The organism is Corynebacterium pseudokroppenstedtii (genome assembly GCF_019754945.1).
GTDB lineage: Bacteria > Actinomycetota > Actinomycetes > Mycobacteriales > Mycobacteriaceae > Corynebacterium > Corynebacterium pseudokroppenstedtii.
The window spans coordinates 339266-353363 of the sequence record NZ_JAEUWU010000001.1; the positions used below are offsets into that span (position 1 = coordinate 339266).

Annotated in this window: 11 protein-coding genes; 8 read left to right on the plus strand and 3 right to left on the minus strand. The window is 57.4% G+C overall.

Annotation, left to right across the window (positions count from 1 at the left end):
• Positions 1–104 precede the first annotated feature (104 nt).
• The 3 genes from cobO (at position 105) to cobA (ending at position 3095) form a co-directional block, all read left to right on the plus strand.
• On the plus strand, positions 105–725 hold the full coding sequence (gene cobO / locus JMN36_RS01420) for a cob(I)yrinic acid a,c-diamide adenosyltransferase (protein ID WP_204087098.1): 621 nt from the start codon (positions 105–107) through the stop codon (positions 723–725).
• Positions 719–2224 (plus strand): cobyrinic acid a,c-diamide synthase CobB, encoded by a 1506-nt coding sequence (locus tag JMN36_RS01425; RefSeq protein WP_221923709.1) that lies wholly within the window; start codon positions 719–721, stop codon positions 2222–2224. Before cobO ends, JMN36_RS01425 begins: the two co-directional genes overlap by 7 nt.
• Before the next feature lie 76 nt (positions 2225–2300).
• Positions 2301–3095, plus strand: a complete 795-nt coding sequence (cobA, locus tag JMN36_RS01430; RefSeq protein WP_221923710.1) for a uroporphyrinogen-III C-methyltransferase — start codon at positions 2301–2303, stop codon at positions 3093–3095.
• A gap of 38 nt (positions 3096–3133) precedes the next feature.
• On the opposite strand, the gene yaaA is transcribed toward cobA, so the two are convergent.
• Together yaaA and JMN36_RS01440 are read right to left on the minus strand one after the other, a co-directional pair.
• Entirely contained in the window at positions 3134–4009 is an 876-nt protein-coding gene (gene yaaA, locus JMN36_RS01435; protein WP_204087095.1) for a peroxide stress protein YaaA, read from the minus strand.
• Positions 4010–4085: 76 nt separating this feature from the next.
• Positions 4086–5165: an inositol-3-phosphate synthase gene (locus JMN36_RS01440; protein WP_204087094.1), complete on the minus strand. Its 1080-nt coding sequence runs from the start codon at positions 5163–5165 to the stop codon at positions 4086–4088.
• Positions 5166–5539: 374 nt separating this feature from the next.
• On the opposite strand from JMN36_RS01440, the gene JMN36_RS01445 reads away from it, so the two are divergent.
• On the plus strand, positions 5540–7312 hold the full coding sequence (locus JMN36_RS01445) for a proline--tRNA ligase (protein WP_204087093.1): 1773 nt from the start codon (positions 5540–5542) through the stop codon (positions 7310–7312).
• 27 nt (positions 7313–7339) lie between these two features.
• On the opposite strand, the gene JMN36_RS10965 is transcribed toward JMN36_RS01445, so the two are convergent.
• On the minus strand, positions 7340–8485 hold the full coding sequence (locus JMN36_RS10965; protein ID WP_204087092.1) for a DUF4439 domain-containing protein: 1146 nt from the start codon (positions 8483–8485) through the stop codon (positions 7340–7342).
• A gap of 70 nt (positions 8486–8555) precedes the next feature.
• Here JMN36_RS10965 and rimP point away from each other — a divergent pair, with 70 nt between their 5' ends.
• From rimP to infB, 4 genes are all read left to right on the plus strand, one after another.
• Complete coding sequence (rimP, locus tag JMN36_RS01455) at positions 8556–9125, plus strand: ribosome maturation factor RimP (RefSeq protein ID WP_204087091.1); 570 nt, start codon at positions 8556–8558, stop codon at positions 9123–9125.
• 113 nt (positions 9126–9238) lie between these two features.
• On the plus strand, positions 9239–10225 hold the full coding sequence (nusA, locus tag JMN36_RS01460) for a transcription termination factor NusA (RefSeq protein ID WP_204088720.1): 987 nt from the start codon (positions 9239–9241) through the stop codon (positions 10223–10225).
• Between the two features lie 156 nt (positions 10226–10381).
• Positions 10382–10711: a YlxR family protein gene (locus tag JMN36_RS01465; RefSeq protein WP_275414836.1), complete on the plus strand. Its 330-nt coding sequence runs from the start codon at positions 10382–10384 to the stop codon at positions 10709–10711.
• A 219-nt stretch (positions 10712–10930) separates the two neighbouring features.
• Positions 10931–14038, plus strand: a complete 3108-nt coding sequence (gene infB, locus JMN36_RS01470; RefSeq protein WP_221923711.1) for a translation initiation factor IF-2 — start codon at positions 10931–10933, stop codon at positions 14036–14038.
• Positions 14039–14098 lie beyond the last annotated feature (60 nt).

Genomic DNA, 14098 nt, shown 5'->3' on the forward strand with positions numbered 1-14098 from the left:
CATTGAGCCAGAGTCACGACTCCGCTTAGCTCTGAATAAGCACAGCGATAATTGCATAGACGCACGCGCGCAGGCACAGACAGTCACTGAGGAGAGAGACGACAATGCCCAAAGGAAAAGTTGATCCCGCGAACATTCCCAACGACGGATTAACAACACGACAGCGACGAATGCTCCCAGTCACCGCAGTCAACACTGGCGACGGCAAAGGAAAATCCACAGCTGCTTTCGGCATGGCCCTGCGCGCATGGAACCAAGGGATGAGCATCGGCGTCTTCCAGTTCGTCAAATCCGCAAAATGGCGAGTCGGCGAGGAAGCCGTCTTCCGGAAACTGGGGGAGCTTCACGACGAGACCGGCGTCGGCGGACCCGTCGAATGGCACAAAATGGGCGAAGGATGGTCATGGTCCCGGACCAAGGGAACCGAAGACGATCACGCGCGCAACGCCCTTGATGGATGGCACGAGGTGGCCCGACGGCTCCAAGAGGAAACTCACGATTTCTATGTTCTCGACGAATTTACCTACCCCATGGCTTGGGGATGGGTCCCTGTTGAGGAAGTAGCCGAGACGCTCCGGAACCGCCCCGGCACCCAACACGTCGTCATTACCGGCCGGCGCGCGCCACAAGAGATCATTGACGTTGCCGACCTTGTGACCAAGATGGAGAAAATCAAGCACCCCATGGATCAAGGACGAAAAGGCCAGAAAGGTATCGAGTGGTAGACACCCAACGTACGGGCGCGCCGGGACTTGTCATTGCTGGTTCAGCCTCTGGGACGGGAAAGACGACGCTTGCTACCGGTCTGATGGCGGCATTGAGCCGGCGACACATTGTTGCGCCGTTTAAAGTGGGGCCCGACTACATTGACCCTGGTTATCACGGTGTAGCCACGGGCCGTCCGGGACGTAACCTCGATTCAGTCATGTGCGGAACCGACCGTATAGCCCCGCTGTATCGTCACGGCTCTTTGGGTGCGGACATCGCCGTGGTGGAAGGCGTGATGGGTCTTTTCGACGGTCGAATTCCGGCCTTGTCCTCGCACGTCGGCAACGAGAAAAGTGGCGCAGCTGTCAGTGGTGCAGTGGCCAGCGGCTCCACGGCTGAAGTAGCCCGCCTCGTTGGCCTTCCCGTTGTCCTCGTTATCGATGTCCGTGGAATGAGCCAGTCGGTCGGAGCCGTCGTAAAAGGTTTTTCGACCCTGGACCCCGACGTGACCATTGCTGGTGTGATCTTGAACCGAGTGGGCTCTACCAGACACACGGCTGTTGCAACAAAAGCGGTCGAAGAGCAGGGCGTTCCGGTTATTGGTGCAGTTCCGCGCGCCGTCGATGTCGAGGTGCCCAGCCGGCATTTGGGTCTGATCACGACATCTGAGTGGAGTGTCGAAGCGCAGGAAGCCGTCAGCCATATGGCGGACATGGTGGAAGACTCCGTTGACCTGGACGCTGTGCGCGACCTGGCCACGCCGCCCACGCCGGGCCCGGTGTGGAGTCCCGCTGAGGAGATCGGGCAGTGTCACACTGGTGCTAGTCTTCGTCGATCCCAGCGACCATTGATTGCCATGGTCGGTGGGCCAGCATTTAGCTTCTCGTACGCAGAGCATCGGGAACTGCTCGACGCAGCGGGCGCTGATGTCATCGATGTGGATCCGCTGGGGGATGAAGACACCGCGTGCGATGCTATCCGGCGGTCCGACGGAATTATCATCCCGGGCGGGTTCCCGGAGGAGCATGTCAAGGAGTTGTCCTCCAGGCGACGCTTGGCTGGCCTCATCCGTGAATCAGCGGATTGCCATCGCCCTATTCATGCCGAGTGCGCTGGGCTGTTGTGGCTCCTTGAAAGTCTGGAGGGCTATCCCATGTGTGGGGTATTCCCGGCATCGGCGCACATGAATAAGCGGGTGACTCTTGGCTACCGCGAGGCTTCCGCGACACAGTCCTCAGCGTTATGGCATCAAGGGGACCATCTCATTGGTCACGAATTCCACCACACATCCCTCGTCATTGACGACGCTGCTACGGGTGGTTCGAGTGATCCATCAGAACATCAGTCCGCGTGGACATGGACGGGATGGGACGGCCGTGATGTCTACGAGGGGTGGGTGCGCAATAATATTCACGCGTCGTATTTGCATACTCATCCTGCCGCTATGCCCAGCGCTATCGTCAGTTTTGTCGACGCGTGCCGCGAGTTTCACGATCAGCCGTCACTTCATCGGTAATGGCGACAACCTGCGAACACAGCCAACCCATCCACCAGCGTCAGCCCCCAACGAGACCGAGACTAAGCTGAAGGCTATGACCGATTTGCCACCAGTGACCGTCCGACCGCTGCCGTCGGAGACTATCAGCGATATCCGAGGACAGCTTCGTGGAACAGTTGCCTTAGTTGGTGGTGGCCCAGGCGATCCAGGCTTGATCTCGTACCGTGGATATCAATATGTGGGGGCCGCGGACGTTATTTTGATCGACCACTTAGCGCCTGATCTGTCGTCAATTATTCCCGCTGATTGCGACGTTATTGATGTGGCAAAGCTGCCATACCGCAAGTCGGTAGCCCAGGAAAAAATTAACTCGACGCTCGTTGAGCATGCGGAAGCCGGTCAATTTGTCGTTCGGCTGAAGGGTGGGGACCCGTTCATTTTCGGCCGGGGACTCGAAGAGCAAGAGTACTGCGAAGACCAGCATGTATCGGTCACAGTTGTACCCGGGATTACAAGCCCCATTGCAGTTCCCGAAACCGCGGGCGTGTCCGTGACTCAACGCGGTGTGACTCATGATTTCACCGTAGTGTCGGGCCACGTGCCACCCGGGCACCCCAAGTCACTCGTGAACTGGGACGCATTAGGCCACATGAGGGGCACAATTTGCATCATCATGGGCGTGAAAAATGGTGGCGCCATCGCCCAAGCGCTGATGGATGCAGGTCGTGATCCTGAGACCCCAGCTTTTGTCACCCAAGAAGGAACGACGTCCAACGAACAATCGATTGCGACGACGTTGGCCTCGTTAGGGCAGGTGCTGGAAAACGTTAATCCGCCGGCGGTGATCGTCATCGGCGACGTCGCGGTACCGCGTCCCCACGCGGAATAAGCCCCTCACGCGAACTCGGCTCTCACGTCGCGTGAGCTCTACTGCGGAACGAGCATGGTGACGAGGTCCCCTTTCGTCCCTTTCACCGCACCCGCCCGAATTTCCGTTGCGAACCCCAACTCCTTGTCGATCACGCTGGATAAAAGCTCGGCAGCGTCTTCCTGCCTACATTCAGAAGCTTCGGCCAAGTGTCGAGCGACCAGGCCTTTATAAAACTTGTTGAAGTGAGAGACCACTTTCCGCTTTCCGGACGAGTCAATCGTTTCGACGCGAAGTTCTGTCGAGCCGGGCACTGGACCCAAAGTCCGGTACGTCCCGGAGCGAAAATCGAATATCGCATTGGATTGCGCGTCCGTGCTGTCGCGCCATTCAACCAGAGCCTGAGTCAAAGTTGGCTTCCACCGCGCCCGCATTGTGGAATCGCCTAAGGTCACGGTGCCGGATAGCCGGTGATGAGGGATGGAGTCGTCGGCAGAAATAACTCCGAATAGTGCCGAACCTACAGCTAGACGACGAGTAGCTGAGGAGGACAAAGGCCCCACAGCAGGGCAGACATGACCGGCTTTCGTGATGGGGTCCTGTCGTCCCGCCGGGGCAAGTGCGTCGTACAGAACACCCGTGTAGATCGTTAAAGCGGGGGCAGCTGAGCTGGTTAAAAGCTGAGCGTTTGATGCACGCTCGGAATCAAGGCGCTCAGACAACCCTAATACTTCCCGAGCGTGCGCCCGCCCCGCTTCCGTCTCGACGCTGCACAAGGTGATGAGCTCATGAGCGATTTCCTGGCGCGTCGGATTGAGGGAGGAAAAGTGCAACGTGTCCCAATCCAAAGTTGGGCTATCACCGGGGGAGGAGCCACGATCCCCAGTATCGGCTGGGTGAGATTGTGACTCTGACGGCGGAAGGATTATCAGCATGGGGAAAGCCTATCGGGCGATCATCCCGGTACCACGCTGAGGGGCGTCGGCAGGAATTATTCTCTAGTAGTAGGAATTATTCGCCACTGATAAATTCTTCGAGCTGCTGCCGAGCAACCTCATCGCGCAGCTGTTTCGGCGGCGACTTCATGAGGTAAGAGGCGGCCGAATACACAGGACCAGATACCCCTCGATCTTTCGCAATTTTTGCCGCGCGCAGAGCATCGATAATTATTCCGGCCGAGTTAGGAGAGTCCCACACTTCTAATTTGTATTCAAGGTTGAGCGGGACATCGCCGAAAGTCGTTCCCTCCAACCGCACATACGCCCATTTTCGGTCGTCAAGCCAACTAACATAATCCGAAGGCCCGATATGGACATTGCCTTCACCCATATCGTGCTCAAGATTCGACGTCACCGCCCGAGTTTTTGAGATCTTCTTTGATTCAAGCCGACGGCGCTCCAACATATTTTTGAAGTCCATATTTCCGCCGACATTTAACTGCATCGTGCGGTCCAGCCGAACTCCGCGATCTTCAAAGAGCTTCGCCATCACGCGGTGGCTAATTGTTGCCCCGACTTGTGACTTAATGTCGTCGCCCACAATCGGCACGCCGGCATCTTCGAATTTCTTGGCCCATTCCGGGTCGGATGCAATGAACACGGGGAGTGCATTAACGAACGCCACACCGGCGTCGATCGCACACTGTGCATAATGCTTGTCGGCTTGATCGGACCCTACGGGCAGATATGACACAAGGACATCCGCCTCGGTATCGCGGAGCATCTGAGTGACATCAACAGGTTCTTCGGTCGACTCATCAATTGTCTCTTTGTAGTAATGACCTAAACCGTCATACGTAGGGCCACGCTGAACAGTGACTCCACTCGAGGGAACGTCGCAAATCTTGATCGTGCAGTTTTCTGACGCATTAATGGCGTCGGAAAGATCGGTGCCAACTTTCTTTGCATCGACGTCAAATGCGGCGACAAATTCAATATCGCCGACGTGATAGTCGCCGAATTTCACGTGCATGAGTCCGGGAACTGTTTCTTCCGGATCAGCGTCTTTGTAATACTCCACCCCTTGAACGAGTGATGAGGCGCAGTTTCCGACTCCAGCAATCGCCACGCGAATGGGCTTTCGTTCAGACATCGAGTCTCCTTCCGTTATTTACTGATGTTCGGCACGGGTGTGCAGGCACAGCGGACACTTTAATGTCGAAAATGCGTGTATTTAGTCAGGTCAGCTGGTTTGTTAATCGTTGTAGTTGATCGATTAAGAGGGTGTATCCAGGCTCAAAATGACAATAAAAAAGGATGGATAGTTTTTATTACGTGTTGGAATTTACCCCGATATAGGTGTAGTTACGGCTATGGTGAGTCAGGTCCGACGGAGGCTCTAATGAAGGCTTTGACGGTGAGTTTGTTGATAACACCGCTTTGATATGTGAACGCGCATCGCCACCACAGCGATTGCCATCCACCGGAGCGCGACCTTACTGAAACTGTGGGGTAATGTATCGAGCCATGATTACCCGTATGTCCTCTCTCTTTGTGCGAACCTTGCGTGAAGACCCTGCAGATGCAGAAGTTCCTAGCCACAAGCTCCTTGTTCGGGCCGGTTTTATCCGACGCATCGCACCCGGTGTGTATTCGTGGCTGCCGCTCGGGCTCAAGGTTCTGCGAAACATTGAGCGGATTGTGCGGGAAGAGATGGACGGCATAGGTGCTCAAGAAATTGAATTACCTGCCTTACTTCCTCGCGATGCCTATGAAGTGACAGGCCGATGGACAGAGTACGGCGACGCCCTTTTCCGGTTAAAAGACCGTAAAAAAGGCGATTATCTCTTAGGCCCTACTCATGAGGAAATTTTTACCGAGACGGTGAAAGGCGAGTACTCCTCGTATAAAGATTTCCCCGTCACCCTGTATCAAATTCAAACCAAGTACAGGGATGAAGAACGTCCTCGCGCAGGAATTCTGCGCGGACGGGAATTCGTCATGTGCGATTCCTACTCCTTTGATATGAAAGACGAGGGGCTGGAGGAGTCGTACCAGAAGCACCGGGCCGCCTATCAGCGCATGTTTAACCGCTTAGGGCTCGATTACGCCATCTGCGCTGCGACATCCGGCGCCATGGGTGGGTCCGCGTCCGAGGAATTCCTCGCTGTCTCGCCCGTCGGCGAAGACACGTTTGTGACGTCGACGAACTCCGATTATGCGGCCAATGTCGAGGCTGTCGTTACTCCTGCGCCGACTGTCGACGAAAACGCGATCGATTCGATTGAGCCGGCGATCACATTGGAATCGCCGAACTGTACGACGATTGCCGCGCTGGTGGACTGGGCCAATTCGAATGAGACTGTGTCCCAGCGGTTCGGTCGTGAAATTACTGCTCAAGACACTCTGAAATGCGTCGTGGTGAAGACGCGGGAACCGGGGGAAGAAGATTTCTCGTACGCCATTATTGCGATCCCCGGCGACCGCGAGGTGGATATGAAACGCCTCGAGGCTTCGCTGGAGCCCAAGGAAGTTGTCCTGGCTGAGAAGGAAGATTTCGACGAGCATGATTTCCTTCCCATGGGCTACGTCGGTCCAGTGGGAATGGCGGAGCACGATGTGAAGGTCCTTGTTGATCCACGCGTGGTAGCGGGTACGCGGTGGATTACCGGAGCCGGAGCCGATGGCCATCACAGCGTTGATGTCACGGTGGGGCGCGACTTCACTCCAGATGGCACTATCGAGGCCGCCGAGGTGAAAGAGGGAGATCCTGCACCGGATGGAACCGGCACGTTGCTTCTCAAGCAGGGCATTGAGATTGGCCACATCTTCCAGCTTGGCCGGAAGTACACCAATGCCTTCGAGCTCGATGTGTTGGACGAGAACGGTAAGCGCTCGCGCCCCACGATGGGATCCTATGGGGTCGGAGTTTCGCGGTTGGTCGCCGTCGTTGCTGAGCAGTACCACGACGATAAGGGCCTGAAGTGGCCGGTCAGTGTTGCACCGTTCCCCGTCCATCTGGTGATTGCCAATAAGGATGCGGAGGCAGCGGAAGCGGCGTCTACCCTTGCGGAGCAACTATCTAACCGTGGGCTCGACATTCTTTTCGACGATCGGCCGAAGGTCAGCCCGGGTGTGAAGTTCAAGGATTCGGAACTGCTGGGTATGCCCTACGTTGTGGTGCTAGGTCGCGCGTTCAAGGAAGGAAAAGTTGAGGTGCGCGACCGGTTGGCCGATTCTGTGGAGACTGTCCCTGTCGACGATGCGGCAGAGCATATCGTTGAGCTCGTGAAGAGCTAACGTCGGAAGAACTGCTCGGGGGTGGGGCTAGATATTTGCCGACGTCCCCATCCCTGGCAGGTGGAGGCGATCGTCATTCATCGCGTTTCCTCCGGCTTTGTCGATGAAGTATGCGGCGTCCACGGCTGAATGCGTGATTAGCGAGGAAGCTATATCCATCGCGCTCCCTGTATTCATACCCCGCGCTTGGTCGTACGTTCGGGCACACGCAAAGAGCTCCAGGTTAATCAGGAATTGGTAGGCGGTTTCCGAGTCTGTCGGCGGGGCAGCAAACGAGTAGGCAGCATCGGCGAGGGGGATGTTCTTCTGCGAGACCTTAGCCTGGTCCTCGAGCCATGAAATGATGCGATCCCGCGTCGCGCGGTGCTTATTCGCTGCAGACTCGATGCTCTTTCTCAGTGCAGAGTCCGCGAAGGGCAGAGCCAACCCAAAACCATAGATGACTTGATACTCCGTCGTGAGCAGGGTGGTCATTGCGGTGACATCAGCTTTATTGGGACGACGGTTGCCACTCGATGAATCCGACGTTGCAGTGGTGCTGGATTGCGAAGCAGCATCGTTGTCCTGCGCCGTCCCCGTGTTAGCCGAGTCCGAGTCACCCAACGACGTTTGCGCGGCGATAACTGACAGTGATGAGGCAATAGAGACAAGCAAACCGTTATTGCGTTTCGTGTCCGCTTGAGATGCCACCGAGACAACCGAGGACCGTAAATCCTTCAGCTTTTGGGATAACTCTTCGTCACTGTTGCCGCCAGCAGGTTGTGGATTACCGCTGTTGCCTTCAGAATCCAATGTGGAATCCGAGCACGTTGACGGAGAATTCCCGTCTTTATCCGTGCCACATATGCGTCGGATTTCTTGCCGGAGAGCATCCGCGTGGGCATGAACAAAGACCGCGGCATCGTGGTGTTCTGACGCGTCAAGTGAGCCCGCCACAGAGTTGGCCTGCGCGTAGAGGTCAGATAATTTCTGGTCAGGCTTGGTGTGCGTAGATTCGCACCCGGCTAGCAGGCCGCTTCCGGAGAGCACCGTAACGGCGACGGCAGCACCTATGGCCTGCGCGGAGCGTCCGAAGAAAGCCCGCCGAGATAAGGCAGTACCGCGGGTTTCACGTGAGCTGTTCTGTTTCAGCTGCTCAGCACTGCTATTCCTCGTCGTCTTCGGGCTTTTCACGTTCCTCATCACCGTTCTAGTCTCTCACAGGCGGTTAGTGGGCTTGGCTGGTACTCGTTATCCTGTTTTTATGGCTTTCCCGACGGCAGAAGAGATTACACAGCGCGTGCAACACATCGTGGGTCCGCGCGGGTTTGATGTTGAAAAGGTCGATATTAAAAAAGCGGGCGCGAAGTCTGCCGTCATTATCCGCATCGACGGTGACCAGCGCCCTGATCTGGATGTTATCGAGGAACTCTCGGACGAGATTTCCCGCAATTTCGACGCCGCCGAACGTGATGGGGAGTTGAACTTCGGCGCCGGTTACCGTCTTGAGGTCTCGACCCCAGGTTTCGATGAACCTTTGGTCGCAGCTCGTCATTTTCGACGTCAACGTGCGCACGTTGCCACGTTTGTTCTCAACCAGGGCGACGCCGCTCATGGTGGAGGCAGCGCCGGTGAAACTCGCTTCGTCGCCCGAATCGGCGCTTTGAACGCTGACGAGACCGAGCTGGCAGTAATTCTCCCCGGGAAGAAGAAACCGTCGGTGGAGACCTACCCACTGGACCAGATCCGTGAAGCGAAGCTAGAAGTCGAGTTTTCGACTCCGCCCGAGGCCGAAATGGTCCTCGCTAACACGCCCTTTGATCAGTTGGGATAGCGCCTCAGAATAGCTGCACATGATTGCGCCACGGGCCACATTTTGCGACCAAACGACCAGTGGGTAGCCTATGGGAAGTTGAGGTTGCAGGTACAAAAATCGAAGGGCTACAAGTGAACATCGACTTGAGCACGCTGCGCGCGATTGAACGTGAGCGCGGGGTGTCCGTGGAAGACATGACAGCCACCATCGCGAAGGCTCTGCTGGAAGCGTGGGAGAAGTCTTCGGGGGGTGATTCAGAAGCGCGCGTCGATGTCGATCCCGACGATGGGCATGTGGCCGTTATCGTCACTGAGCGAGACGAAGAAGGTAACGTCATCGCGGAAGTTGACGAAACCCCGTCGGACTTTGGCCGTTCCTTTGCTGGCACTGTCCGCGAGGCAATGGTGGCTCGTTTGCAAGAGGCAGAAGCAGACCAGACCTACGAAGAATATGCGTCGCTGACCTCGAAGGTCGTCACAGGCATCGTTGAGGCAGACTCTTTCGCGCGGGCGAAGGGGATCGTTATCGCCCGCCTTGGTACGGAAGCACACGGGAATGACGGAACGCTGCTCCCCGCCGAGCAGATACCAGGCGAGAAATACCCTCACGGCAAGCGCCTGAAGTTCTACGTGGTCAACGTCAACCGTGGGCCGCGCGGCGTGCAGATCATGATCTCCAGGACGCACCCGGAATTCGTGCATCGCCTGTTCGAACTCGAGGTTCCTGAGGTCGCCGACGGTTCCGTCGAGGTTGTTTCCATTGCTCGTGAAGCTGGCCACCGCTCTAAGGTTGCCGTGCGATCGACCATCGATGGCGTGAACGCTAAAGGATCTTGCATCGGCCCTCGTGGGCAGCGAGTCCGAGCGATCATGGACGAACTCGGCGGCGAAAAGATCGACATCATCGACTTCGACGAGGACCCCGCTACCTTCGTCGGGAATTCTTTGGCTCCGTCGAAGGTTCTTAAAGTTGAGGTTGTTGATCCGGAGGAACAAGTCGCGCGGGTGACTGTTCCGGATTATCAGCTGTCCCTGGCCATCGGTAAGGAAGGGCAAAACGCCCGTCTTGCTGCACGTCTAACCGGATGGCGTATCGACATACACTCGGATACTGAATAAACGCTGGTAAGTTCGCGTAAATCAGTCTGTGACGTTACACTGTTGTATGCCCTTCCATGACGAGGGACGATGACGCACGCTCTGATGGCCTTCAGTGCGTAGTAGTCACAACAGAGAGTCATACACAGAGTTACTGCGATAGGAGAGTGGCAGAGAGTGCATCGCCAGGGTTCAACCCCCGTCCGCATACGCACTTGCATTGCTACTCGGACGCGGTGCTCTGACACTCGCATGTTGCGTGTCGTCCTAAGGCAAGACGGTGCATCACAGGATGGCTCGTCGAAGAAAGAGGCTGTGATTATTCCAGATCCCTCCCGGTCCTTACCAGGTCGAGGGGCATGGATTATTCCCACAACCAAAAACTTTGAACGGGCCCGTCAGCGGCGTGCTTTCGAGCGCGCCCTCCGGGTATCAGGTAAGGCTGATACCCGCCAGATCGGTGAATACATCGAGTCATTGGAGTCAGGGAGCGTTACTGCCACCTAATCCACGCCGGTTTTACCCGTGGCTTTCTCTTTTCCGCACAAGGATTGAGAGGAATGGCAGTAAAACTACCCCGAACTCTGCACACTCAGTAGGAACCATTGAACGAAGGAAGACCTGAACACTGATGAGCACACGATGAAGCATCAGCGATGAATGTCAACAGTTAACCCCGGAGTCGACGCGGCATGAAGGCCCTCGACTCCACAAGTGAGGAGAGTAGTGCCAAAGCTTCGTGTCCACGAGCTCGTGAAACAGCTCAACCAGCTAGACAGCAGTCTTAAATTAACAAGTAAAAAGCTGCTCGCTGCGCTCGAAGAGCAGGGAGAATTTGTCAAGACCGCGTCGTCGACGGTCCAGCCTCCCGTCGTTAAAAAGATGAAGGAATACTACGGGGTGGCTGATAAGTCCTCCGGGTCACCGTCATCGAAGTCGAATCCGGCGGCCGCCGCTGCCGCAGCTGCCGCCGCAGCGGCGCATCGTAGGAATCCGTCGGCATCGCCGTCGCCTGCGGCGATGGCCAATCGGAAGAATGCCAAAGGCGGAGAAAACTCCAAGTCGAACCAGTCGGCTGGTAGTGCGCAGTCGGATTCCGCTGCAGCTTCCGCATCTGCTGAGAAAGCTAGCGGAAAGGCTTCCTCAGCAGCTGGTCAGTCGGCGCCGACGCCGGGGCAGCAGCGTCGTCCATCTGGTCCAACTCCGGGTACAGCTGCCCGTGCGTCGGGAAGTCCGAATGCTCCCCGCCCCGCACAGAACAATAGCAAGTCGTCCGCTCAGGGTGCTGGAAAGCCGTCTGCTTCCAAGTCAGCGGCATCGCCCAAGCCATCGGCTGGGAAATCATCACCGAAGCCCGGTCAGCCACGGTTTGAAGAACCGACGGCGGCGGGGAAGAAGTCTCCGAAGCCCGGCCCGAACCCGAGTGATCAGGCTTCGCGTTCCCAGCGTTCGACCCCGAAGCCGGGCCAAGGCGCTCCGAAGCCAGGTGCTAAACCCGGTGGCAAGCGAGCTCCTCGTGTAGCGAATAACCCGTTCTCCTCGGGAACACGGCCTGCCCCACGCCCGCGTGGTGGAGATATGCCACGTCCTGGTGGAACCTCGGGTAAGCCTGGCCAGCGCGGTGGCGGTCAGCACTCACCACGCCCTGGTGGACACCCGAAGCCGAGCGGTCGTGGTCGCGGTGGTAACCGCAACGAGCGCTCCTCGAAGCAGAGCAGTGGGCACGCTCCTACCCCCGCGATGATGCCATCCCATCCGAGCCCGGGTCAGATGCCATCTAAGTCCTCGAACCACTTTGGTGGCGGCCGGGGCCGTGGCGGACATGGACCAGGTGGCGGACACGGTGGTGGTCCACGCGGTGGCCGCGGAGGCCGTCGCGGTGGAACCGCAGGTGCATTCGGACGTCCCGGTGGCGCTCCCCGTCGCGGTCGTAAGTCGAAGCGGCAGAAGAGGCACGAGTACGAGGCAATGCAGGCCCCGACCGTCGTTGGTGGCGTCAAGCTGCCCAACGGTCATGGCAAGGCTATTCGTCTCGCCCGTGGTGCCTCCTTGGCTGATTTCGCGGACAAGATCGATGCTGATCCAGCCGCATTGGTCCAGGCTCTGTTCAACTTGGGTGAAATGGTCACCGCGACGGCATCGGTCTCTGACGAGACTTTGATGCTCCTCGGCGACGAGATGGACTACAAGGTTCAGGTTGTCTCACCTGAAGATGAAGACCGTGAGCTCCTCGAATCCTTCGACCTCCAGTTCGGTGAGAACGAAGGTGGCGCAGAGGATCTGACTAAGCATCCTCCGGTGGTTACCGTCATGGGTCACGTTGACCACGGTAAGACTCGCCTGTTGGACACGATCCGTAAAGCCAATGTGGCATCGGGCGAGGCCGGCGGCATCACCCAGCACATCGGTGCCTACCAGGTGAAGGTTGACTTGGATGGCGAGCACCGCTTGGTGACCTTCCTGGATACCCCGGGTCACGAGGCGTTCACCGCCATGCGTGCTCGTGGTGCTCAGTCCACAGATATCGCCATCTTGGTGGTCGCTGCCGACGACGGTGTTATGCCCCAGACCGTAGAGGCAATCAATCACGCGAAAGCCGCCGACGTCCCGATCGTCGTCGCTGTCAACAAGATTGATAAAGAAGGTGCGGACCCGGAGAAGATCCGTGGCCAGATGACCGAATATGGTCTCACCCCCGAAGAATGGGGTGGGGACACCATGTTCGTGGATATCTCTGCGAAGCAGGGCCAGAACATCGACAAGTTGCTTGAAGCAGTTCTGTTGACCGCGGATGCATCGCTCGAGCTGGTGGCTAACCCGGACATGGATGCTCAGGGTGTTGCCATCGAAACCCACCTTGACCGTGGACGTGGACCGGTGGCCACCGTCATCGTCCAGCGCGGTACGTTGCACGTGGGTGACTCGATCGTCGTGGGTGACGCGCATGGTCGTGTCCGTCGTATGACCGATGAACGTGGCAATGACATCACCGATGCTGGTCCATCGGTGCCTGTGCAGGTTCAGGGACTCACCAGTGTTCCTGGAGCTGGCGATAACCTCCTCGTTGTCGAGGACGATCGCACTGCCCGCCAGATTGCGGATCGTCGTGACGCACGGCGTCGTAACGCCCTGGCAGCACGCTCCCGCAAGCGTGTCTCCCTTGAGGATCTGGACAAGGTCCTTAAGGAGACCAGCAGCCTGAACCTCATCCTTAAGGGTGACAACGCCGGTACCGTCGAGGCCCTGGAAGATGCTCTGCTTAAGCTCGACGTCGGAGATGAAGTTGAGCTCAACATCATCGACCGCGGCGTCGGTGCCGTCACCGAGACAAATGTCCACTTGGCAGCTGCCTCGGATGCGATCATCATCGGGTTCAACGTTCGTGCCGAAGGCAAAGCCACAGAGGCCGCCCACGCAGAGGGCGTCGATGTCCGCTACTACTCGGTTATCTACAAGGCCATCGAAGAAATCGAGGCTGCTCTTCGCGGCATGCTCAAGCCGATCTACGAAGAGCGTGACCTGGGTACAGCCGAGATCCGTCAGCTGTTCAAGGCCTCCGCAGTTGGCCTTATTGCCGGCTGCATGGTTGAGACAGGCGTCGTCAAGCGAAATGCGACAGTCCGGTTGGTTCGCGATGGCAATGTTGTTGCCGATAAAGCAACCGTCACATCGCTGCGCCGCGGTAAGGACGATGTCCAAGAAGTTCAGCACGGCTACGAGTGCGGTATGGTCTTGTCCTACCCCGACATTTCTGTCGGAGACAAGATCGAGGCCTACGAATTGGTCGAGGTCCCTCGGGACAAGCAGAACAAGAAGGCCTCGAAGAGCAAGTAAGCACAAGCCCTTCGTTGGCCAGGGCGGTCTCCTGATCGGGTGATCGGGTTGATCGTCAGG